This window comes from Paraburkholderia pallida (assembly GCF_004524855.1).
GTDB lineage: Bacteria > Pseudomonadota > Gammaproteobacteria > Burkholderiales > Burkholderiaceae > Paraburkholderia > Paraburkholderia oxyphila.
Map to the genome: position 1 here is coordinate 1,310,765 of NZ_CP038150.1, position 21,999 is coordinate 1,332,763.

14 protein-coding genes are annotated in these 21,999 nt (G+C 63.6%); 5 read left to right on the forward strand and 9 right to left on the reverse strand.

The annotated features are described in order from the left end of the window. Window positions 1-5: 5 nt before the first annotated feature. The 7 genes from E1956_RS32395 to E1956_RS32425 form a co-directional block, all read right to left on the reverse strand. Entirely contained in the window at window positions 6-437 is a 432-nt protein-coding gene (locus E1956_RS32395) for a GFA family protein (RefSeq protein ID WP_134756894.1), read from the reverse strand. Between the two features lie 281 nt (window positions 438-718). Then, window positions 719-2,830 carry a phosphocholine-specific phospholipase C gene (locus E1956_RS32400; RefSeq protein WP_134756896.1) on the reverse strand — a complete coding sequence of 704 codons (2,112 nt, stop codon included), beginning with the start codon at window positions 2,828-2,830 and terminating at the stop codon, window positions 719-721. Between the two features lie 93 nt (window positions 2,831-2,923). Then, complete coding sequence (locus E1956_RS32405; protein WP_134756898.1) at window positions 2,924-3,334, reverse strand: hypothetical protein; 411 nt, start codon at window positions 3,332-3,334, stop codon at window positions 2,924-2,926. Window positions 3,335-3,518: 184 nt separating this feature from the next. Next, window positions 3,519-3,842 carry a hypothetical protein gene (locus E1956_RS32410; RefSeq protein WP_134756900.1) on the reverse strand — a complete coding sequence of 108 codons (324 nt, stop codon included), beginning with the start codon at window positions 3,840-3,842 and terminating at the stop codon, window positions 3,519-3,521. A gap of 177 nt (window positions 3,843-4,019) precedes the next feature. Beyond that, window positions 4,020-7,652 (reverse strand): hydantoinase B/oxoprolinase family protein, encoded by a 3,633-nt coding sequence (locus tag E1956_RS32415; protein ID WP_134756902.1) that lies wholly within the window; start codon window positions 7,650-7,652, stop codon window positions 4,020-4,022. An 86-nt stretch (window positions 7,653-7,738) separates the two neighbouring features. After that, a complete protein-coding gene (locus E1956_RS32420; protein WP_134756904.1) occupies window positions 7,739-9,073 on the reverse strand; it encodes an MFS transporter in 1,335 nt (444 codons plus the stop codon). A gap of 49 nt (window positions 9,074-9,122) precedes the next feature. Then, window positions 9,123-9,896: a putative hydro-lyase gene (locus tag E1956_RS32425; protein ID WP_134756906.1), complete on the reverse strand. Its 774-nt coding sequence runs from the start codon at window positions 9,894-9,896 to the stop codon at window positions 9,123-9,125. A 239-nt stretch (window positions 9,897-10,135) separates the two neighbouring features. Between E1956_RS32425 and E1956_RS32430 the strand changes: the two genes are divergently transcribed. From E1956_RS32430 to E1956_RS46735, 4 genes are all read left to right on the forward strand, one after another. Further along, window positions 10,136-11,068, forward strand: coding sequence for a LysR family transcriptional regulator (locus E1956_RS32430; protein ID WP_134756908.1), 933 nt, complete (start codon window positions 10,136-10,138; stop codon window positions 11,066-11,068). A gap of 189 nt (window positions 11,069-11,257) precedes the next feature. Further along, complete coding sequence (zapE, locus tag E1956_RS32435) at window positions 11,258-12,346, forward strand: cell division protein ZapE (RefSeq protein ID WP_134756910.1); 1,089 nt, start codon at window positions 11,258-11,260, stop codon at window positions 12,344-12,346. A gap of 99 nt (window positions 12,347-12,445) precedes the next feature. Beyond that, entirely contained in the window at window positions 12,446-13,036 is a 591-nt protein-coding gene (locus tag E1956_RS32440; protein ID WP_134756912.1) for a flavin reductase family protein, read from the forward strand. 299 nt (window positions 13,037-13,335) lie between these two features. After that, entirely contained in the window at window positions 13,336-13,635 is a 300-nt protein-coding gene (locus E1956_RS46735; RefSeq protein ID WP_197732930.1) for a hypothetical protein, read from the forward strand. 3,301 nt (window positions 13,636-16,936) lie between these two features. Here E1956_RS46735 and E1956_RS32450 read toward each other — a convergent pair. Both E1956_RS32450 and E1956_RS32455 read right to left on the reverse strand, forming a co-directional pair. Next, window positions 16,937-17,938 carry a ParB/RepB/Spo0J family partition protein gene (locus E1956_RS32450; protein WP_134756914.1) on the reverse strand — a complete coding sequence of 334 codons (1,002 nt, stop codon included), beginning with the start codon at window positions 17,936-17,938 and terminating at the stop codon, window positions 16,937-16,939. After that, the gene (locus tag E1956_RS32455; protein WP_134756916.1) at window positions 17,935-19,143 is read right to left on the reverse strand and encodes an AAA family ATPase; all 1,209 of its coding nucleotides are present in this window, start codon (window positions 19,141-19,143) and stop codon (window positions 17,935-17,937) included. Before E1956_RS32455 ends, E1956_RS32450 begins: the two co-directional genes overlap by 4 nt. Window positions 19,144-20,487: 1,344 nt before the next feature. Here E1956_RS32455 and E1956_RS32460 point away from each other — a divergent pair. Continuing rightward, complete coding sequence (locus E1956_RS32460; protein ID WP_134756918.1) at window positions 20,488-21,867, forward strand: replication initiation protein; 1,380 nt, start codon at window positions 20,488-20,490, stop codon at window positions 21,865-21,867. The last annotated feature ends 132 nt before the right edge of the window (window positions 21,868-21,999 follow it).

Below are 21,999 nucleotides of genomic sequence, written 5' to 3' on the forward strand. Positions count from 1 at the left end.
CCCGCTCAATCTCCCTCTTCGTACACAGGCCCATCCCACCCGTCGAGATACTTGGGCAGCGCATCGCTTACGTCGATCACGCGATGCCGGTAAAAGAGATGCATCGTGGGCTGCCTATCCGCAGGCAAGGTCCCGCCGTGCGCTCGCGCGAGCAGGCTGTTCGGCACGACGCGCATGTTCAGCCGGTTCGTGCCGAACATCGTCTCGCCGCACGCCGGGCAAAAGGCCCGTGACATCTGCTTATGCGGATGCTGGAAGACTTGCAGCGCACCGTTGGTCGCGACGCTATCGGGCGCCCATGCCGTTGCCGAAAGCATCGACGTGCCGTAGAAGTCGCGACACGTCTGACAATGGCAATTCGCCAACGCGGCGGGCTCGCCGATCAGGTCGACCGTCACCGCGCCGCACAGGCAGGCTAGCTTGCGTGATTCGTTCATCGCTTCTCCATGGAGTTGGCGTGCATGCGAGCATATCGCTCCACGCGGGATCTGATCGTCGCATTAGATCATTTTCAGCCCGCACGCGGCCGAACGCTGCGTATTACCCATGCTTCGTAATGTCGAATGCATGGAGAGTCCAAAGCGCAGAGCATGCGTGGTCGTGCTCTGCGCCTCAGCGACGAGATCGAAGACTCTTCGCGTAGCTCTTGGGGCAACGCGCGACGCTAAGCGATCGCGCGTGCCCCCGTAAAGGCGCTCTATCGGGCGCCCCAAGCACATCAGCCGCCGAGCGCCGGATCGCTATAGCCAGGACGCCCCGTTTCCACGTGGCCCGCAATGCGGCGCACGAAACTCGCGTCGCTATCGACGGTGATCGTCAGGTCGTACCAGCCATAAGCGTTGCGCAGATCGAGATAAACCTGCTCCGTGTCGCCGCCGCGCACGCTGTGCACGATGGGCGTGCCCGGGTCGTAGGCGTTGACGATCGTGAACTGGCATTTCGCATTGCCCGTGTTTTGCAGGCGCAATTGCAGATTGCCGTTCGCCACGTCGTAGCCTTCGGCCACCTCGGGGCGCGCAGTGTCGCCGCCAAACCAGCTCATCTGCACCTGCTTGCCCGCGAAGCGGCGCAGGAAGCCATTCGGCCCGTGCACGGTGAAGTCGTACGCGCCGTTCGCGCCGAGCGTCAGCTTGTCTTCGAGACGCTTGGCCGCCTCCACCGTATAGCTGCGCGGCGCATCGGCGCTGCCCGCCGTGTAGACGAGGAACACCGCGCCGGCACGCCCCGTATTGATGAAGTGCATGCCCGCCTGCCCCGACGCCCCATTCGCGTCGAAGCGCACGAACAGCTCATAAGGCAGCGCCCGTGCGAGGCGCACACCGCTTTCCTGCTTCGGCACGCTGCCGGTCGCGGGCGGCAGCGGCACATAGCTCGGATGCCGAATGTGATCGAGCGGCGCGTAGCCGCTCGTGGACGGCAGAGCGGGCAGCGTGGCGTTGGGCGTGGCGAAGTCGAACGCCGAGGTGAGGTCGCCGCACACGGCACGGCGCCACGGCGTGATGTTCGGCTCGCGCAGGTCGTGCTGCTCGCCGAAGCGCTTTGCGATGAAGCGGATCACCGAGGTGTGATCGAAAGTCTGCGAGCACACCCAGCCGCCGCGCGACCACGGCGAGACAACCAGCATCGGCACGCGCTGCCCGAGGCCATACGGGCCCGCCGCGTATTGGCTGCTGCCCGGGAAAATCTCGTTGACGGTATCCACCGTGGAAAGCCCGTTGGCACTCGATGCGGCCGCAAACGGCGGCGCGAGATGATCGAAGAAGCCGTCGTTCTCGTCGTAATTGATCAGCAGTACTGTCTTGCTCCAGATCTCGGGGTTCGACGTGAGGATCTGCAGCACCTGGTCGACGTACCACGCACCGTAATTCGCGGGCCAGTTCGGATGCTCGGAATACGCCTCGGGCGCGACGATCCAGGAAACCTGCGGCAGCGCGTTGTTCTGCACGTCCTGCTTGAGCACGTCGAAGTAGCCGCCGCCCGCGAGCACGTTCGTGCCCGTGCGTGCGCGGTCGTAGAGCGGGTTGCCCGGCTGCGCGTTCTGGTATTGATGGAAGTACAGCAGCGAGTTGTCGCCGTAGTTGCCGATATACGGGTTGTCGCCGGTCCAGCCCCATGAGCCCTTCGCGTCGAGCCCTTCGCCCACGTCCTGATAGATCTTCCACGAGATCCCCGCGCTTTGCAGCACTTCAGGATACGTGGACCAGCCATAGCCCGCTTCCGCGTTGTCGATCACCGGGCCGCCGCCGCTGCCGTCGTTGCCCACCCAGCCGGTCCACATGTAATAGCGGTTCGGATCGGTCGAGGTCATCGCCGAGCAGTGGTACGCATCGCAAATCGTGAAGGCGTCGGCGAGCTGGTAGTGGAACGGAATGTCGTCGCGCGTGAGGTAGGCCATCGTGGTCGTGCCCTTGGCCGGCACCCACTGGTCGTAGCGGCCGCCATTCCACGCGGCGTGCGTCGTGGTCCAGTCGTGCGGCAGATCCTGGATGAACTGCAGCCCGAGGTTGGCCGCCGTGGGGTGGAACGGCAGCACCTCGCCCGCGCCGGCCGCGAGCGGCTGGTTCCACACGGGCTGGCCGTTGGGCAGCGTAATCACGCGCGTGTCGCCAAAGCCGCGCACGCCGCGCAGCGTGCCGAAGTAATGATCGAACGAACGGTTCTCCTGCATGAGGATCACGATGTGCTCGACGTCGCGTATGCTGCCCGTGCGATTGTTGGCCGGAATCGCGAGCGCGTTGCGGATGCCCAGCGGCAGCATCGTCAGGGCAGTGGCCGAACCGGCGCTCATCGCGGCGGTGCGGAGAAAGTCACGGCGGCTTCTCGAAGTCATGTTGTGGTTTCCGTCTTCAGGTTGAGAAAGCTCGCGCGAAGCTGCGCCGCCTGACCAGACGGCCGGCAGCGCAGCTTCGCGCGACCAGGTGCGTCAGTCAGCGGTGTGAATTACGGGAGTTACGAGCGGTGCGTTGTCGGCATCTGTCGCGGCGAGATCGCCCGCGGCAGCGCCGGGCCGCGCGGGCGAGCGCACCGCGTGCGCGGCAAGGGCAGCCGCGCTGTTTGCGCCATCGGCGGAATTCGGTGTGGAAGCGCCGGCCGCAAATGTCGTTGCGAGTGGCGTTGCGGGCTGCGTTTGCGCGAGCTCGCGTGCGGCGCTCGTGGTGAGCGCCACGCGTGCTTCGCCGGTGCGATCGCCGCATGCCGTAGTTGTGCACGCAACCATTATGCAAACCAGCAGCGTGGCACACATGCGCGGAATCTGCAGGTCGCCGGGCAAGCTCAAACGTTTGCGCGGCGCGCCGCTCACGAGCGGACGCGCCGGCACGAATTCGACCGTCATCGAAGTCTCCATCCAGATAGAGGCACAACAACGGCTCGAGGAGCGGCCCGAGCATCGCCTTCCCGCGCGCGCGAACGCGGCGGCAAGGCAACGCCGAAGCATAACGAAGCTGCTTTTAAGTTTTGTGACGGCGGCCGAATGAACTACAAAGGGAAAATGATGAGGCTTGGGTCGCGAGACAGGCTTAGCCGCTCGTGGCCGCGCCGGTTGCCGACTGGCTCGCGGTGGACGCTCCCGGCGCGCAGTCCTTCGCGTATTCGGCGTTGAGCTTCGCGCGGGCGTCGGCAATATCGGGCGAGTAGTTATCGATGCCGGGCCGATAGCCCACCGACGCCAGCTCGTTGAGCTCGCGCGCCACGTCGTCGCTAGAAAGCGCGCCGTGCGCCGACTTGAACGGATAGCTGTTGCATTGCTGCGGCGTCAAGTGGCCGGCGGCGCATGCCAGCGAACTGGCCGTCATCAGCACCAGTGGAATGAGCGGAATGGCGCGCTTGAGGATCGCGTTCATGATGATCTGTCTCCATGTCATGAGATTCAAAGGAGCCGTGGATCTTCGTCCTGGATTGTCGTTCTGGATCGGCTGCAGCCCAGATTAGGCGCCTTCGTCTCTCATGCCGGCCTCAAGTGGATGAACATTCGTTCATTCGGCGCGGCCGGTGCCCCGTGCAGGCGGCACCGCAACACACTACGCGTGGCCGAAGCCGCCGCCTCCAGGCGTCTCGACCACGAACACATCGCCCGCGCCCATCTCCACGCTGGCGATATGGCCGAGCGCCACGATCTCGCCGTCCGCGCGCTCGACGCGGTTGCTGCCCGCGCGCCCGGGCCGCCCGCCCGCCGCGCCGAACGGCGCGTGGATGCGGTTGTTCGAGAGGATCGAGGCTGTCATCGGCGCGAGGAAGCGGATGCGCCGGACGGCGCCGTTGCCGCCGTGCCAGCGCCCGCCGCCGCCCGACTCCGCGCGAATCAAATGCGATTCGAGCCGCACCGGATAGCGCCATTCGAGCACCTCAGGATCGGTCAGGCGCGAGTTGGTCATGTGGGTCTGCACCGCATCGACGCCGCTGAAGCCCTCGCCCGCGCCGCTGCCGCCCGCAATTGTTTCGTAGTACTGGTAACGTGCATCGCCGAAGGTGAAGTTGTTCATCGTGCCCTGGCTCGACGCCACGATGCCGAGCGCCCCGTAAAGCGCATTCGTGATCGCCGACGAAGTCTCCACGTTGCCCGACACCACCGCCGCCGGATACGCGGGATTGAGCATCGAGCGCTCGGGCACCGTCACCGTGAGCGGCTTGAGGCAGCCCGCGTTGAGGGGGATGTCGTCGCCCACGAGCGTGCGGAACACATAGAGCACGGCCGCCATGCACACGGCCTTCGGTGCGTTGAAGTTGTTCGGCAGCTGCGCCGACGTGCCGGTGAAGTCGATTGCGGCGCTGCGTGTTTGCGCATCCACGCGAATCGCCACTTCGATCACCGCACCGTTGTCGAGCTCGTAACGGTACGCACCGTCCTTGAGCGCACCGATCACGCGGCGCACCGCTTCTTCCGCGTTGTCCTGCACGTGCTGCATGAATGCGAGCACCACCTCGCGGCCGAACTGCGCGACCATGCGGCGCAATTCGTCCACGCCCTTCTGGTTCGCGGCCACCTGTGCGCGCAAATCGGCCATGTTCTGATCGATATTGCGCGCCGGATAGCGGCCCGAGGCGAGCAGATCGCGCGTTTCGCGCTCGCGCAGCGTGCCGGCCCTGACGAGCTGCCAGTTATCGATCAACACGCCCTCCTCTTCGATATGCTGCGAAGCTGCCGGCATCGAGCCCGGCGTGATCCCGCCGATGTCCGCATGATGGCCGCGCGAGCCCACGTAGAAGAGCGGCTCCGCGCTGCCGTCGGCGAACACGGGCGTGATGACCGTCACGTCGGGCAGGTGCGTGCCGCCGTGATACGGGTCGTTGAGCATGAACACATCGCCGTCGCGCATCGTGCCGCGATTGCGCTCGATAACGGTCTTGATGCTCTCGCCCATCGAGCCGAGATGCACGGGCATATGCGGCGCGTTGGCGATGAGGTTGCCCGCCGCGTCGAAGATCGCGCACGAGAAGTCGAGCCGCTCCTTGATGTTCACCGAATACGCCGTGTTTTGCAGGCGCAGCCCCATTTGCTCGGCGATCGACATGAACAGGTTGTTGAAGATCTCGAGCCGCACGGGATCGGCCTCGGTGCCGATCGAGCGGCGCGTGGGCAGCGACAGCACGCGCGTCATCACGACATTGCCCTGGGCGGTCAGCGCCGCCTGCCAGCCCGGCTCGACCACGGTCGTGCCGTTCTTCTCGGCGATGATCGCCGGGCCGTCGAGCACGTCGCCGGCCATGAGCGTATCGCGCAGATAAAGCGACGCGTCGTGCCAGCGGCCGCCCGAGTAGAGGCGCACGCGTGCCCGCACCGATGGCGCGCCACCCGCCTCGCGCGGCGCGAGGGTGCCGGTCACCGGCTGCGCGTCCGAGTGGCCGATCGCCTCCACCGAGGCGAGCTCCACTACGAGCGGCGTGTCCGGCATCAGGAACGCGTAGCGCTGCCGGTAGGCGGCTTCGAACGCCGCGCGCATCGCGTCCACGCTGCCGGCGCTCACCGCAAGCGCCGCATCGGTGCCCTGATAGCGCAGATGCACGCGCCGCGCCGTGGAAATACGCGCGGCGTCCACGCCCTGTTCGAGCAGCGCGCTGCTCGCTTGTTGCGCGAGCGCGTCGAGCGCCGCGTCGATGCGCGCGAGCGACGCGTCTTCAAGGACGATTTCGAGCGCGCGCTCGCGCATCGCGGTCTGATCGGCGAGTCCCATGCCGAACGCCGAGAGCACGCCCGCGAGCGGATGCGCGAACACGCGGCTCATGCCGAGCGCGTCGGCCACACCGCAAGCGTGCTGGCCGCCCGCGCCGCCGAAGGTCGTGAGCACGTATTGGGAGACGTCGTGGCCGCGCTGCACCGAGATCTTCTTGATGGCGTTCGCCATGCTGCCGATCGCGATCTCCAGATAGCCTTCGGCGATTTCCTCGGGCGCGCGGCGCTGGCCCGTGGCCGCGAAGATTTCATCGGCGAGCGCGTTGAAGCGGGCGACTACCGCGTCGCGATCGAGCGCTTCGTTCGCATGCGGACCGAACACGTGCGGGAAGTACTCGGGCTGGATCTTGCCGAGCATGACGTTGCAGTCGGTCACCGTGAGCGGACCGCCGCGCCGGTAGGCGCAAGGCCCGGGATTGGCGCCCGCCGAATCGGGCCCGACGCGCAGCCGCGCGCCGTCGAAGCCCAGCACCGAACCGCCGCCCGCCGCCACGGTGTGGATGCTCATCATCGGCGCACGCATGCGCACGCCGGCCACCTGGGTCTCGAACACGCGCTCGAACTCGCCGTTGAAATGCGAGACGTCGGTGGAGGTGCCGCCCATGTCGAAGCCGATCACGCGCCCGAAGCCGGCCGCCTGCGCGGCGCGCACCATGCCGACGATGCCGCCCGCTGGTCCCGAGAGGATCGCGTCCTTGCCCTGGAAGCGGTCCGCGCGCGTGAGGCCGCCGCTGCTCTGCATGAATTGCAGATTCACGCCCGGCATCTCGCTCGCGACCTGATCGACATAGCGGCGCAGGATCGGCGAAAGATAGGCGTCGACCACCGTGGTGTCGCCGCGCGAGACCATCTTCATGAGCGGCGAGACTTCGTGCGAGGCCGAGACCTGCGTGAAGCCGATGCGCCGCGCCAGATCGGCGAGCTCACGCTCGTGCGCGGTGTGGCGGTAGCCGTGAATCAGCACGATGGCGAGCGCGCGAATGCCCGTGGCGTAGACCTCGCGCAAGGCGGCTTCGGCGCTGGCCAGGTCGAGCGGCGCGACCAGCTCGCCCTGCGCGCTCACACGTTCGTCGATTTCGACCACGCGCGCGTACAGCGCTTCGGGCAGCGCGATGTCGAGATCGAACAGGCGCGGACGGTTCTGATACGCGATGCGCAGGACGTCGCGAAAGCCGCGCGTGGTCACGAGCGCAACCGGCTCGCCCTTGCGCTCGAGCAGCGCGTTCGTGGCAACCGTGGTGCCCATCTTGACCATCTCGACGTCGCGCGGCGTGATCGGCTGATCGGCGCGCAGCCCGAGCAGATGGCGGATGCCCGCCACTGCCGCATCGCGGTATTGCTCGGGGTTCTCGGAGAGCAGCTTGTGCGTGGTGAGCGTGCCGTCTGGGCGGCGCGCAACGATGTCGGTGAACGTGCCGCCGCGGTCGATCCAGAATTGCCAGCGGGACGGGATGCAGGCGTCGGAAGCGTGATCAAGAGTCATGGTGCGATGCGTAGTCGATTAGTAGAACGATATATGGTGAAGCGAATGCGGACGGATTCGATGCGAGCCGGCAGTTCAAACCCGCTTCAGGCCGATTCCAGCTCGCGGCCACGCGTCTCCGGCAGCGTGAGCGCGGCGACGATCAGCACGCCATAGGCCGCCACGGCGAACATGCCGATGCTCGGGCCCAGGCCGAATTGCTTCGAGAGCGCGCCGATCAGCACCGGGAAAAGCGCCCCGATCGCACGGCCCACGTTGTAGCAGAAGCCCTGGCCGGAACCGCGCACGCGGGTGGGAAAGAGCTCGGTGAGAAACGCGCCCATGCCCGAGAAGATGCCCGAGGCGAAGAAGCCAAGCGGGAAGCCGAGCCACAGCATCGAGCCGTTCGTGAGCGGCAGCGACGTGTAGGCAAAGGCAATCGCCATCGAGCCCACCGCGAACAGGATGAAGTTGGGCTTGCGGCCGAGACGGTCGGTGAGCCACGCGCTCGACAGGTAGCCCACGTAGGACCCCACGATGATCATCGCGAGATAGCCGCCGGTGCCCATCACGGTGAGGTGGCGCTCGGTCTTCAGAAACGTCGGCAGCCAGGTGGTGATCGCGTAATAGCCGCCTTGTGCGCCCGTGGTCAGCAGCGCGGCGCGCAGCGTCGTGGAGAGTAGCTTCGGCGAGAAAATCTCGGTAAAACGCGGGGTATCCTGGGCGTCCTTCTGCGCGGCCTTTGCATGCTCGAATACTTCGGGTTCCTTTACATATTGGCGAATAACCAGCACGAGCAGCGCGGGCACGAGGCCAATGAGGAACAGCGCGCGCCACGCGATTTCGGGCGCCATCACCGAGAACAGCACGGCGTAGAGCAGCGCGGCCAGACCCCAGCCGATGGCCCAGCCCGACTGCACGAGCCCCACGGCCTTGCCGCGATCGCGCGCGCGAATCACTTCGCCGATCAGCACGGCGCCCGCGGTCCATTCGCCGCCGAAGCCGAAGCCCATCAGCGAGCGCGCGGCAAGCAGCTGGCCGTAGTTCTGCGCGAGCCCGCACAGGCCCGTGAAGACCGCGAACCACAGCACGGTCAGCTGCAGCGTGCGCACACGGCCGATGCGGTCCGAGAGAATGCCGGCGATCCAGCCGCCGAGCGCCGAAGAAAGCAGCGTCATGGTGCCGATAAAGCCGGCGTCGCCGAGCGAGATGCCCCAGGTGGCAACGAGCGTCGGGATCACGAAGGAAAGCATCTGCGTGTCCATGCCGTCGAGCATGTAGCCCACCTTGCAGCTCCAGAACGCGCGGCGCGCGCGCGGACCGGCTTCGGCATACCAGGAAAGAGGCTGGGTGCCGGCCGGTTCGCCGATGTCTCCAGTGTCACCGATCGCGCCGGGGTGACCGGCCTCGCCGGCGCTCGCCGTGAGTGTCTTGCTGTCCATCTGCTGCTCCTTTGGATAGACGCGTAGGGAAAATGGGGCGCTGCGCGGTTCAGAACACCGCGAGCGATGCATTCGTGATGTCGGTCATCAGCATGTGGCCCGGCGCGTGCGCGATGGCGATCGGCAGCTTCGCGGCCATCAGCGCGGTTTGGGGCGTCACGCCGCACGCCCAGTAGACGGGCAGCTCGCCGGGACGGATCGTGACCGCGTCGCCGAACTCGGGGCGCGCGAGGTCAGCAATGCCGAGCTCTGCCGCGTCGCCGATGTGGACGGGCGCGCCATGCACACCCGGAAAGCGGCTCGTGATCTGCACGGCACGGATTGCGTCGGCGCCGCGCATCGGGCGCATCGAGACGACCAGCTCGCCGCCGAACACGCCCGCGCGGCGGTTCGCGATGTTCGTGCGGTACATCGGCACGTTGCGGCCCTCTTCCACGTGGCGCAGCCCGATGCCCTCGAGCGCGAGCATGTGCTCGAACGAGAACGAGCAGCCAATGGCGAACACCACGAAATCGTCCTGCCACAAGGCCTCGATCGATTCGGCCCGCTCGCTGAGCACGCCATCGCGGTAAACGTTATAGGCGGGCACGTCGGTGCGGATATCGATGTCGCGGCCGAGCATCGGCACGCGGAAGTCGCCAGGCTCGCCCACGCCAAGCAGCGGACACGGCTTCGGATTCGCGTGGCAAAAGCGCAGGAAATCGTGCGCGTAGGCAGCGGGCAGAATCGCGAGATTGGCTTGGGCGTACTCGCCGCAGTAGCCGGCGGTCGAGCCACGAAAATCGCGGTGACGGACGGCCTGGCGGAATTCGAACGGGGTCATGATTTCGGGCGTTTCTAGTGTGTGACGTGAATGGGTGTCGGGTCGCAAACCGCGTCGGGCTTGGGACGTTGCCGGCGCGCGTGGCAGGTCGCACACCGGTAGAGCGAAGCATAGAAAAGAAGAAAATTTGACGCCAACTAGTTTTTTTTGGCTCCGGTGAATAGAATTTCTTAACGAAAACGCGGGTTTTCCCGGGTCACGTTGTCTTTTTTCAAGCGCCCCTTCACACGCCTCGCGCCATGAACACACGCTTTCTTGAAACCTTCGTCACGCTCGCCAGACTGCGCAGCTTCCGCACGACGGCCACCGCGCTGCACGCCACGCCCGCGGCCATTTCGCAGCGCCTGAAGGCGCTCGAAGACGAATTGCAGACGGTGCTGGTCGAGCGCGAAAGCCGCGAGTTCCGGCTCACGCCGAACGGCGAATATCTGCTCGGCTACGCGAAGGCGGTAGTCGAGGCGACACGCCAGTTGCAGGCCGCCGCGTCCAACGAAGGCGCGATGCGCGGCAAGCTGCGGCTGGGCGTGATCGAGACCGTGGTGCACAGCTGGCTCGCCGACTACATGCGGCGGCTCGCGAGCGACTACCCGCAACTCGAGGTGGAGCTTGCCGTGGACGTGAGCGTCGTGCTGCAGCGGCGCTTGATGGCGGGCGAACTCGACTTGATCGTCCGTGTGGAAGGCAGTGATGAGGAATCCGTAGTATGTAACGCGCTCGCCAACTATCCCGTGCACTGGATCGCGCGCGCGGGCCTGCTGCCGCTGTCGCGCAGTGGACTGGCCAAGCGCGTGCTGCGCCAGCCGATTCTCACGTTTGGGCGCGGAACCGCGCCGCATCGCGCGATGGAGGACATTGTCAGCAAGCTCGCGCTCGCCAACGGCGTGCCGCTCTCCGAGACGCGCATCACCGGGTCGCCGTCGATTTCGGTCATCGTGCAACTCGTGCGCGACGGCTTCGGGGTGGCCGCCATCCCGCGTCTTTTCGTCGATGAGCTCGTCGCGCGCGGCGAACTGGTCGAGCTGCCGCTGCAGCCTTCGCCGCCGTCCATCGTGGTCTCGATGTCGCGACGCAGCGATGCGCCCCTATTCGTGCATGGCGCAGCGAACGCCGCACGCGCTGCGTGCCACGCGTACTGCGATCACGGCGATGCGCGGCTGATCGAAAGGTTGTGAGCATCGCAGGGGAAAGCGTGGCTTTGGATGCGGTGGCAGATTCGAGGCGCGCGGCGGCGCGCCCGGCCATTGGGGCATGAACGGACGCGAGCGGCGCAAGTAAGCGCCCTGTTAAACTTGCGTGATGGTGCATGCGCATCGCATGCACCGCTTACCCTTTCCGTCGTTCTCCCAATCATTCGTTGCCGCATGATCGCCCCGTCCTCTGTCGCCCGCGCACTCGCCACACAAGGTATCGTCGCGGACGTGAGCCAGCAGCGGGCGATCGACGCGCTGTGCGTGTTGCTCGACAGTGAACACACGAGCACGAGACAGCGCGCCTGGCAAGGCGTGTACTGCCACGGCCTGCCCGGGCGCGGCAAGAGCCTGATCGTCGATACGGTCTATGCGCTCGCCACGTGCGCGAAGCGGCGCATCCATTTTCATCAGTTCATTCGCGACGTGAACCGCCTGCTCGTGCAGGCGCCCAAAAGCGACGATCGCCTTGGCGACGTCGCGCGCGCGTGGCTGAAGGACGTCGATCTGCTCTACTTCGACGAATTCCATGTGCACGACATCGCCGATGCGTTCCTGATGGGCCGCTTCCTCGAAACGGCGCTCGCATGCGGCACGCGCATCGTGCTCACTTCGAACTACAGTCCGCGTAATCTGCTGCCCGACCCCGAGTTTCACGAACGCTTCGAGCCGACGATCGAACGCATCGAGCGGCATTTCGAAATCGTCGCTTTCGATGGTGAGCGCGATTACCGCGAACACAACCATGCCGTTGGCACGACAGCGGCCGAGCAGCGCTTTTTTGCGCCGCTCGAAGGCACGCGCGAACCGCTGCGGGAGCTCTTCGGCCAATATGAGGCGCATGCAGGCGTGCAGGCCGCAACGACAGAAGTGGCCGGACGAGCGCTGCCCGTCACGGCGGCGGGCACGCAACTGGTGTGGGTCGACTTCGACGCGCTGTGCGGCGCGCCGCGCTCGCACCTCGACTACCTCGCGCTCGCCGAACGCTGGCGCGGCGTGATTGTCGATCGCCTCGAAACGGGGATGCTCAAGCGCCGCGACGTGCTGCAGCGTTTCGTCTGGCTCATCGATATTCTTTACGACCGCAAGCATGCGCTGTTCATCGCTTCCGACCAGCCGATTCGCGCGGCGCTCGTCGGTCTCGACGGCGCGCATGATGTCTCGCGCACCACGAGCCGGCTCGCCGAGATGCAGTCGCACGGCTATGCGATCGGCCTCGTGCGCAAACATCTGCCCGCGCCCCCAGATCAGGCGATTGGCTAGCGCGGCACGCGCACGCGCGGACGGCTGACGCGATCCGCAGATTTTTTCCATCTGATGTACAGTCCGTCGAACTTCGACACGACACGGACAGACCGCACGATGGAAACCCTCTCCCGCTTCAAAGCCGTTGCGCTCGAACACGCGAGCCGCCTCGTCAATCACGGCCCGACGGTGCTCGTCACGAGCTCGGACGGCGCGCGTCACAATGTGATGGCCGCCGCGTGGTCGATGCCGGTGGAATTCACGCCGCCGCGCATCGCGATCGTCATCGACAAGAAAACCTTCACGCGCGAGCTCATTCATGCGAGCGGGACTTTCGGTATCTGCGTGCCGGGTGCCGCGGCGATGGATCTGACCTACGCCGTCGGCAGCATCAGTGGACGCGACGCGGACAAATTCGAGCGCTTCGGCATCGAAGCCGTAAAGGGCCCGGTGCTCGGCGTGCCGCTGCTCGAAGCGGGCTGCGCCGCGTGGATGGAATGCCGGCTCATTCCCGAGCGGCACACCGAAGATGCCTATGACACGTGTTTCTGCGAAGTGGTCTCGGCGGCGGCGGATCCGCGCGTGTTCGATCGGGGGCACTGGGTCTTCGATGACAGCAACCGCGACCTGCATACGATCCATCATCTCGGCGCGGGGAACTTTGCTTTGGCCAGCGATGCGGTGAAGGCCCGGGAGCTTGCTGACTAAGATGCGTCGGCGGTGCCATGCATGGGCGGCGGAAGGGGCTTGTTTGCGGGTTGAGTGTTGGTCGGCGTTCTATAAATTACAAAATACGTATTGTTAAGTACGCTTCAACGGAAAATACGCCTGTTTGGTGGGTGAATGCGGCGCTTGTGCCTGTTTTAGGGTCCGAAAACGCATTTGCCCGTGGAACATTGGGGTTCCGGAGCGATTTCGACGCGCGCAAAGGCCGATGGCATAAGGGTTCCAACGATTTCTTCGATTTTCACCGAATGTTTCACGGAACCCCGGATTTTGGGTGCGCTATGGTGGGAATGCTTCGGCGTCTGTGTCTTGAAATCGGAACTCGGGCGGCTGGCTACCGCTACCGCTACCGCTACCGCTACCGCTACCGCTACCGCTACCGCTACCGCTACCGCTACCGCTACGGCTGCGGCTGCGGCTGCGGCTGCGGCTACGGCTACGGCTACGGCTACGGCTACGGCTACGGCTACGGCTACGGCTACGGCTACGGCTACGGTCATTCATTTTCCCACGGCAGCGGCGGGCTGCAGTCCGTTAGCCTGAGGCGCTGCGTTTTTTATCGGCGTTCGTCGATGCGTTGACGGCCGGCGGCTCGCGTCTATTCATGCTTCGTGAGGTAGCTGCTCCAGCCTCGACGCTAACCGTTGCCGCTCACGCTATTGGGAATGTGTTTCCAAGCCGCTTTGAGTTCTTTTGGTCGACTTGACGGTTAGTTGCGTTATTGGATTTCGTCCGTATGACGACACAAGTCTAGCGAGGAGCAGTTCAGGTGATTGCACCTGACTGGCATTGGACTCTGCCCCGATGCGGCGACGCTGCCCTTCGCATGCACACAACACCCACGTTGCGGCTGGTGCCCCATCATCGCCTGTGGATGAGCGCCCGCATGACTCCGAAGGCACGCCGTGTCGGAGAGCGATCGACACAGTCACGCCATGGGCACCGGTCCATTTGCCCGTAACAATGTGGCGCTCGTGGCCGTAGCCGCGGCTGAGTTATGGGAATTGAATATCGGGCGGCGGGAGGCGTAAGGCGAAGTGCGATCCCCCGGATTGAGGGTGTTCGAGCGATCGGCTCTCGCTGTGTGCGACGTGCCAGATGTCGGCTGCGTGTCCGTCGTATTGCTCTTTGTCGGGGGCGAGACGCGGTATCGGAAAGCCCTTGTGCTCCTAATATCTTGGGCTGCGACACTCGCTCATTACGTGGTGAGCGCCAGGGACGATCACAGCACATCTGCTCAACCTGACCTACGCACGCGCTGGCAGTGCCGCCGTTCATAGTAAGCGCCATCCTCTTTGGCGTTGGCTCGAAATTCAGTTCATACGTTCGTGGTAAATCGCGACAAGGCGCTTGCTGTCTGAATTGGACGAGAGTCCTGTAGCTAGCTCACAGACTGCTAACTCCGTGGCGGCGACGTGTACTTCACGCCGGGCCGGCGCGCACCGTGGTTAATTGGCGACTATGTGTCGGGGACGAGCGGACATGCGACCATGGCCAAAAGTCGATCACGATAAGGACGGCGTAACCCTATGTGTCGTGCCGTCCCGCGACGTTGGCCACCTGCAGCGCGGGGTCCTCCCCCATCAGCTAACGTCTTCACGTGCCGATACGGGATCGTGCGATCCGGAGGTCATTGCCTTCCTGCTTGACGCAGTGTGTCGAGTCGACACACTCTGCGGCGTGTCGGTCGACGTGGCTCGGGCGGCACATACTTCTCCTGAAGATTCGTATTGATGCCTTCGTGCTGCAGCGTGACCATAGAACGTCGACGCTAGCCGCTAGGGGAAATGGGCGGCCCGATCGGGTCGGGACTTCGTGGGCGCTCCGGCGTGTGTCGACTCGACACACGCCGCGACGTGTCGGTCGGAATGGCCTGGCCGGCATCCATATCCCAAGTAAATCCATGCAGCCGCCGTCCGCCCGGCCGTTGTCGGAGTCACTGGCCGGCCGGCGAAATTGGGCGCCCCGATCGGGCGTGCGCTCCACGTCTGTCCCGCGGTGTGTCGAATCGACACACTCCACGACGTGGAGGTTGAAGTGTCCGGGCTGCCATCCATGTCCCAAGGACATCCATGCGGCCGCCCTCCCCCGGTGGCCAAGCCATTGCGGGAAATCACTGGCCGGCGGCCGAAATCGGGCGCTCCGATCGGGCGTACGCTGCGCGCCTGCCCCGCAGTGTGTCGAGTCGACACACGCTTACGGTGAGAGGGATTCTGATAGTCAGACTGCACGCGGACCATGCTCCGATCTCCCTTCATGACGCCTCAATCGCTGTCTCGGGCAATGGAGGCATCCGTTTGAGCGCAGGTCCGATTGCTTGATCGTCCTGTGCCGGTGTGTCGAGTCGACACAGATCTTGCAGGTTCGGCGTAGCCGATTCTCTCGGCAGATATTCGGTCACGAGGGATGGAGAGAGTTAGATATCCGAGCAGGCTTGGTTGAGCCTGCCTGCGCGAGAAAAGGAAATTGTCACGCCTTGGCTGCTTGCTGTGTCGAGTCGACACACCGACTGGCTTCCCCTCGAGTATCAGATGCTGGAGTAGCGTGTCCGCTTTGAAGCTTCGATCGCGTGCGACCGTCGTTGCTGTGCTCCGCGTGTCGCCGAATGCGCGGCGGACCGCCTGCCTCGAACTCCATATGACCGCTGTATCGACTCGACACACTCCTCTGCTTACGTCGGATCGCCCGCCCGCCTTGCGACTCTGGTGTGTCGACTCGATCCACCGTTCATTACCCGCGTCAGATATCCGATGGCTGAGTCGCATGTCGGATTCGGTTCGCCAACCTTCGAACCCGTTGCCCTCGTTGCCGAGTTCCATGGGGTCGGCAATTGTGCTGCAGAGCGTTTGCCTGAAACGCGGTATGAGCAATGTGTCGACTCGACACACGTCTCAGGCCGCGCCACACTCAACGGCCCCCCATCGGATCTGGTGTGTCGAGTCGACACACCAGATACCTCCCCCGGCGAACCGTTCGAGGCTCAAATAAGACGAGGGGATTCGAACCAAAAAGGGGGGAGCTATTATCTGCCCCGTCCGGCGGCGCGCCTCATCCGCTACGAGATTGACGCACGCTTTAACCACCTCGCGGAAGTTGTGTCGAGTCGACACAACCAGTCCCGGGAGATCCCAAAGGCACACGCTGTGCGTACTCAGCCTCCGCACCAGCCTTGCCTGAACCGCTACCAAGCCCGTGTGTCGACTCGACACAACCATACCGTGCACCGTACGACCAGCACACAGCGCTGACAAAACCTGACCGCGCCTCCGCTCGCTGATGCCGCCACCAAGCGCTGCCGCGCCCGAGCCGCTACCTAGTCGCTGTGTCGACTCGACACATATTTCCGCAGACACCCGATTGATGCACAAGTCCAACGCGCGACGAGTCACCTCGACACAGCACTCAATCGCCCACTGCTCCACACCACCAGCCTCCCAACTGCCCCACTCACCCGTGTGTCGACTCGACACAGCACCCCATCACCCCCGGCGCCATTCCACCAGCCCCTCCCCCCTTCAGTGTGTCGACTCGACGCAGCATCCAATCACCTACCGCGCCTTTCCACCGGTCCCTTAACTACCCCACCATCCCTTGTATCGACTCGACACGGCAGCCAATCGCCCACCGGCCCAATCCCCCAGTTCCGAACTCCCCCCGTGTGTCGACTCGACACACACTCCCGCAGACACCCGCTTGGCTGCACAACGCCAGGCCGCGCTGTGTCGGCACGACACAGCACCCAAACGCCCTCCGCCCCACTCCACCAGCCTCCAAACCACCCCACACTCCCATGTGTCGACTCGACACACACAAAATCTCGTGACGAAAAAAAAGCCCGCATCCGCGGGCTCTCTCCAACCTTCTGACAACCTGAATCCATCCTCAACCAGGCTTCACATTGAACAACTGGCTGATGAGCTCACGAATCTGCGTCTCCTGCGCATCCGAAAGCACGCCGGTCTTCAGCTTCACGGTGAAGCTATTCGTATCCTTCGTGATGCTGCCCGCGTGGCTCTTGCCCGAGAAAATCTTCTCGATGCTGCGTTCTGAAACGCTCTGCTCGCTGTCGCCGCGATCCGACTGCGCGCCAATCGCCGCAGCCAGTTTGCCTTGATCCAGCGTCCCGGCCACCACTGCCGGCCAAAGCTCACGCGCCGCCTTCAGTCCTTGCGCAGCATGTTTCTTGATGGCGGAAACGATCTCGTCCGCCGCCGAACCGCCCAGCAACCGGGGATTCAAATCAAGGTCGCGCCGGATAAAGTCGGGCAGTTTCTCGAACGCGAGAAAGCGATACAAGCCCTTGCGCGACATGCCCAGCGCCTCCGCCATACGCGTGCGCGTCGGAAATTCCCGCTCCGCGCGGCGCAGCGACTGGCCGATTTCATAGTCGGTCAGATCCTCGCGCCCGACGTTCTCCACTAGCGCGAGCACGGCCATATCCTGATCCGAGCAGTCGATCACCGAGGCCCGAATCTCTTCCTCATGCAGAAGAACGTGCGCACGCAGGCGTCGTTCGCCGGCGATCAACTGGTAGCCGTTGTCCGCGCGGCGCACGACGACGGGCTCCACCAGCCCTACTTCGCGAATCGATTCGGCCAGCGACGCCAGACCTTCGTCGCTGAAGATCTTGCGCGGCTGCCAGGGGTTCGGTTGAATCGCGCTTACCGGAAGCATGAGCTTGTCGCTCGTGTTCTCGAGTTCCTGGATACGCTGCTGGGCCACGGCCAGCGCGCCCAGCATTCCGGGGCCAGTTTTGAACGCGCTGCTGCGGCGCGGTTCCACCGCCGCGGGTGCAGGCCGTTCAGTCCGCTCCGTCGTCTGGCGCTCGGAAGCCGAACCAAGCTCGGCGGTCTTGGCCGCCATCTTGTCGCGAAATGAGCTCATTTCCCGGCCCTCCATTGCTCAACATAAAGGTCATCGATCCAGCGCACGTAATCGGTCAGCGGCTGTCGAACGCGCGCCACCGTCTTGTCGGCGAGGTCGCCCTTGCTGATATCGAACACAGTGGCCATCGCCAGCGCGCCGTTGCTCATCGCGGAGCTCGCCGGCACTTCCACGGCGCTGACCCAATCCTTGTAGGTGCGTTGCACCCACGAACGAACGACGGGCGCCGACGACGTCTTGCCGTAGTCCACCTTCGACAGCAGCACCGAGACGAAGTCGTAGGTCTTTTCGTCGCCGCGCTCCATGATCGTATGGGCGAGATCGGAAAACAGGCTCCAGAACGAAACCGAGCTGATGAAGTCGAGGCTCTCAGGAACCAGCGGCATGACCATCGCGTCGGCGGCCATCAGGGCGTTGATCGTGAGGTACGACAGCGACGGCGCGGTATCGAGAATGATGTAGTCGTAGTGCTGGCGCAGCGACTGGATGCCCTGGCGCAGCAAGTCCCAGAACTTGAAGCCCGGATTCTTGATGACGGTGCCGGGAATATGAAATTCCGCCGAGAACAGCGTGGGGTGCGCCGGAATGACATCGAGCCCATCCCAATAGGTCGGCTGCACGAAATTCAGCAGACCGCCTTCCATTTGCGGATCGTAAATAAACGGCAGGACCGTGCTGTCCTCGGTCACTTCCTTTTCCGCGTAGAGACCGCACAGCTCGGTGAGCGATGCCTGCGGGTCGAGGTCGATGAGCAGCACGCGGCGGCCGCGCAGCGTCAGACCTTGCGCGAGGCACATCGTCGTGGTGGTTTTGGTCGAGCCGCCCTTGAAGTTGGCGACGAGAATCACCTTGCCGTCGGCGTCGCGCACGCCTGTATGGAGCGGCGTCTGATAAATATCCGAAACCTGCTGGACCCAGGTGCGCGCATCAGGCAAGGTAAACACCCGGCTGCGCCCCGAACCCTGCGCCTCGCCTTGCGGCAAGCCCTCGCGTGTGGCGAGCAGATTGTTGAGCTTGATGCGGTCGATGCCGCACATCTCGGCGACTTGCGCGGACGTGAATGTGGGCGCCATCTTCCGCGGCTTGGGCGCCAGCATCATTTCCCGAAGTTCTTCTGACAGATGACCGGCTTCTTCTGCAAACTGCGTAACCGCTGAAAGGTCCACGCGCCGGTCAATCGATGGGAATTCGATAGTTTTTGCCATTAATACGCTTTTTATCGGAATTTGGACAAAGCGTAGAATACAGGAAAAGCGTATCGAAACACACTCATTGAGGACGATTTTTAAAAAAATCGACCTTTTTATTTGCGCTATAACGGGCTCGGAGCGTTCGGTCCACCCTTAGGCCTTCACCCACGCGCCAAGCCGCCTATGCGGCGATTAAGGCCGTTTCCGTCGATCTGCTTATTTTTTAGGCAATTTGACCCTGGAATCTCCTGCCACGCTCGCACGCGTTGCCCTTCATTCCGGTTTCACAACTTCGCACGAGAATCCGCGCGCACCACTGGGACCCGCGAAGGTCACGATTTTTGTGCACTTTCGCTAATCCACGAAATGACGTAATCGATGCCCGGTTCAACGGTAACGGAATTTGTGCACCCTCCGTGCTTCAACGACTCGAGTGCCCGCTATCGGCACAAAAACCGTTACCTGCTTCCGGCCGGGGTGGGCGGAGAAATGCCAAGCCGCGGAATTGCACAAAAAACGTGACCATCGCCGAGCGCTTCCAGGCCAGCCGCCGCTGACGCGACGCCTCGAAACTGTGAAAGTCGTGTCCCAAAGCCAATTCAGCACGTACTAGCACGCCAAACCGCGCACAAAAACCGTTACCGTTCGCTGCTTCGAAGCCTCTCACCACGTCCGGGCGCATTCCCGGCTACCTCTGCACATAAAACGTTACCCCAGGGAAAACCCGGCCGTGCTGCACAAAAACCGCTACCTTCAGTTCGAAGACGTCGGCACGCACAAAAACCGTTACCGGACACAACTGAAGGCACGAGAAATTTGCCCTCGTGAACCTGGGTTCGGCGCTCCACACACAAACCGTTACCTTAGTGGCGTCCGTTCGCACATAAAACGTTGCTCCTGGAGACCGCTGAGTACCTGCCGAAGTACCACTGGTCCCACGAAACCCGTGCGATTCCCTGGTCAATCCCCCGTCTACCCGGCATTCCATGCACTTCGTAGCGAGAAATTCACCTGCATTCCCCTAGCCGATTTGCATGATTTTTCGCGCGAAGCGTCTTTTTTGTTCGCGGTTGGTTTGTTTACTTAAACATAGAAAACCCACAAACCCACTAACGCACGCTTCCAGATCCTTTGTCTTCAAGGACTTGGCCTCGAAAAGCACCGGTCTATGTGCAAGAGGCATCGGTTTATGTGCGAAGAGGTGCCGATTTTTGTGCTGGCAATGGAGAGGTCTATGTGCAGTTCGGCACGTTTTTTGTGCGCACCCTTCAACGCTCGCCGTTCGAGGTAACGTTTATTGTGTTGACTTGTGTTAGCGGAGTGATAGAGTCGCGGCCAATATCGACGGAGAGCATGCGAATGTCGGAGGACAACGGACGCAGGACGACCACCCAGCAGATGTCGCTCGGGTTGTTTGAGGAGATGTCCGGCCAGCCCATCAGCGAGAGCACGAGAGAGATCGGCTTTCAGCGCAACAACGTTTTCGTGGCGATCAACGGCCTTGGCCTGTCGTCGCGGCGCTTTATCGACGCCGCCTACTTCATCGCTGCCCAGGAACCGTTGCCGCGCGAGATCTACGACGTCGACCTGAATTACTTCAAGTGGCTCATGCGTTACGAGAGCCGCAACGTGCGCCATCTGCAGAGCGTGATCAAGGAGGCGCAGCGCGTGCTCATCGAGGTGACGGACACGCCGCCCGACCGCGCGCCCAGCGAAGAGGACCAGTGGATTTCCGAGCAGCTGATGGGCAGCGTCAAGATCGGCAAGGGGCGCATCCAGTTTCGCATCCCGCCGCTGATGCTGCGTCACATCACCGGCCCGGACAAGCATCACTGGCTCAACCTCTGCATCACCGCCGCCTTCTCGCAGACTTTCGCGCGAGCGATCTACGACTACGTGCTGCCCTATGTGAGCACCGGCTTTACCGAGTGGATCGAGCTAGACGTCATGCGCCGCTGGCCCGGCAAGCTCGGTTCGAGCGCCTCGGAGTTCAAGCACTTCCGGCCGAAGTATCTCGACCCGGCCGTGCGTCAAATCAACGAGCTCTCCGACATCGACTTGAGCTACGAGACGCGGGCCGATTCCGAAACCTCGCGCAAGATCAACAAGATCCGCTTTCGCCTGAAGCGCAAGGATACGGTTGCCGCCATGCTCAGCCGGCAGCCCGACGCTCACGACCTGCTGCTCACGCTCAAGGAGGAGTTCGGCCTGAGCAACAAACAGTTCGACGTGATTGCCGAGCATCGCATGAGCTGGACCGACGAGCGGATCCAGCAGGCCATCGAGTACACGCGCTTTCGCCTGAACCAGGGCAAGGTCACCAAGAGCCCGGCCGGCTATCTCATGAAGGCGCTGAGCCACAACTGGCAGGTGTCGGAGGCCGAGCGCAAGATGGTCGCGATCCAGACCGAGCTGGCCGTTGCCGCGAGCGTAGAGGAAACGGCGAAGGCCGAGGCCGGCACGGCCGTGAAGCAGAGCATCGCCGCGCGCGACGAAGAGGCGCGCACGCGCCGCAACGACGAGGTCCTGCGTGGCCGCGAGCACTTCGAATCCGCAGACGAGAAGACTCGCAAGGAGCTCGTGCGCCTGTACATCGCCTCGCAGGCCGGCAAGCTCATGCTGCGCCGCCTGAAGCTCGAAGCCGGCGCGTTGTCGGACGCCAATATCCTCAGCCACTCCGATCTGTCGTGGTATTTCGGACAGTTCGTGTACGGCAAGCTCAAGCAAAGCGCTGCGTGACGAATGTCGGGCCGTTCGCCGGACCCGCGCACGCGGAAATGTTGACGCTGGATCAATGACTTAGGTGATTCGTCCCAGGGAGTATCCACAAGCTTGTCCACGAAAACTGTGGATAACCTGCCTGGTTGATCC

Bases quoted from the DNA above. Each gene is read 5' to 3' on its own strand.
- E1956_RS32395 (WP_134756894.1), bottom strand. From the start codon at position 437: ATGAACGAATCACGCAAGCTAGCCTGCCTGTGCGGCGCGGTGACGGTC.
- E1956_RS32400 (WP_134756896.1), bottom strand. From the start codon at position 2,830: ATGACTTCGAGAAGCCGCCGTGACTTTCTCCGCACCGCCGCGATGAGC.
- E1956_RS32405 (WP_134756898.1), bottom strand. From the start codon at position 3,334: ATGACGGTCGAATTCGTGCCGGCGCGTCCGCTCGTGAGCGGCGCGCCG.
- E1956_RS32410 (WP_134756900.1), bottom strand. From the start codon at position 3,842: ATGAACGCGATCCTCAAGCGCGCCATTCCGCTCATTCCACTGGTGCTG.
- E1956_RS32415 (WP_134756902.1), bottom strand. From the start codon at position 7,652: ATGACTCTTGATCACGCTTCCGACGCCTGCATCCCGTCCCGCTGGCAA.
- E1956_RS32420 (WP_134756904.1), bottom strand. From the start codon at position 9,073: ATGGACAGCAAGACACTCACGGCGAGCGCCGGCGAGGCCGGTCACCCC.
- E1956_RS32425 (WP_134756906.1), bottom strand. From the start codon at position 9,896: ATGACCCCGTTCGAATTCCGCCAGGCCGTCCGTCACCGCGATTTTCGT.
- E1956_RS32430 (WP_134756908.1), top strand. From the start codon at position 10,136: ATGAACACACGCTTTCTTGAAACCTTCGTCACGCTCGCCAGACTGCGC.
- zapE (WP_134756910.1), top strand. From the start codon at position 11,258: ATGATCGCCCCGTCCTCTGTCGCCCGCGCACTCGCCACACAAGGTATC.
- E1956_RS32440 (WP_134756912.1), top strand. From the start codon at position 12,446: ATGGAAACCCTCTCCCGCTTCAAAGCCGTTGCGCTCGAACACGCGAGC.
- E1956_RS46735 (WP_197732930.1), top strand. From the start codon at position 13,336: ATGGTGGGAATGCTTCGGCGTCTGTGTCTTGAAATCGGAACTCGGGCG.
- E1956_RS32450 (WP_134756914.1), bottom strand. From the start codon at position 17,938: ATGAGCTCATTTCGCGACAAGATGGCGGCCAAGACCGCCGAGCTTGGT.
- E1956_RS32455 (WP_134756916.1), bottom strand. From the start codon at position 19,143: ATGGCAAAAACTATCGAATTCCCATCGATTGACCGGCGCGTGGACCTT.
- E1956_RS32460 (WP_134756918.1), top strand. From the start codon at position 20,488: ATGTCGGAGGACAACGGACGCAGGACGACCACCCAGCAGATGTCGCTC.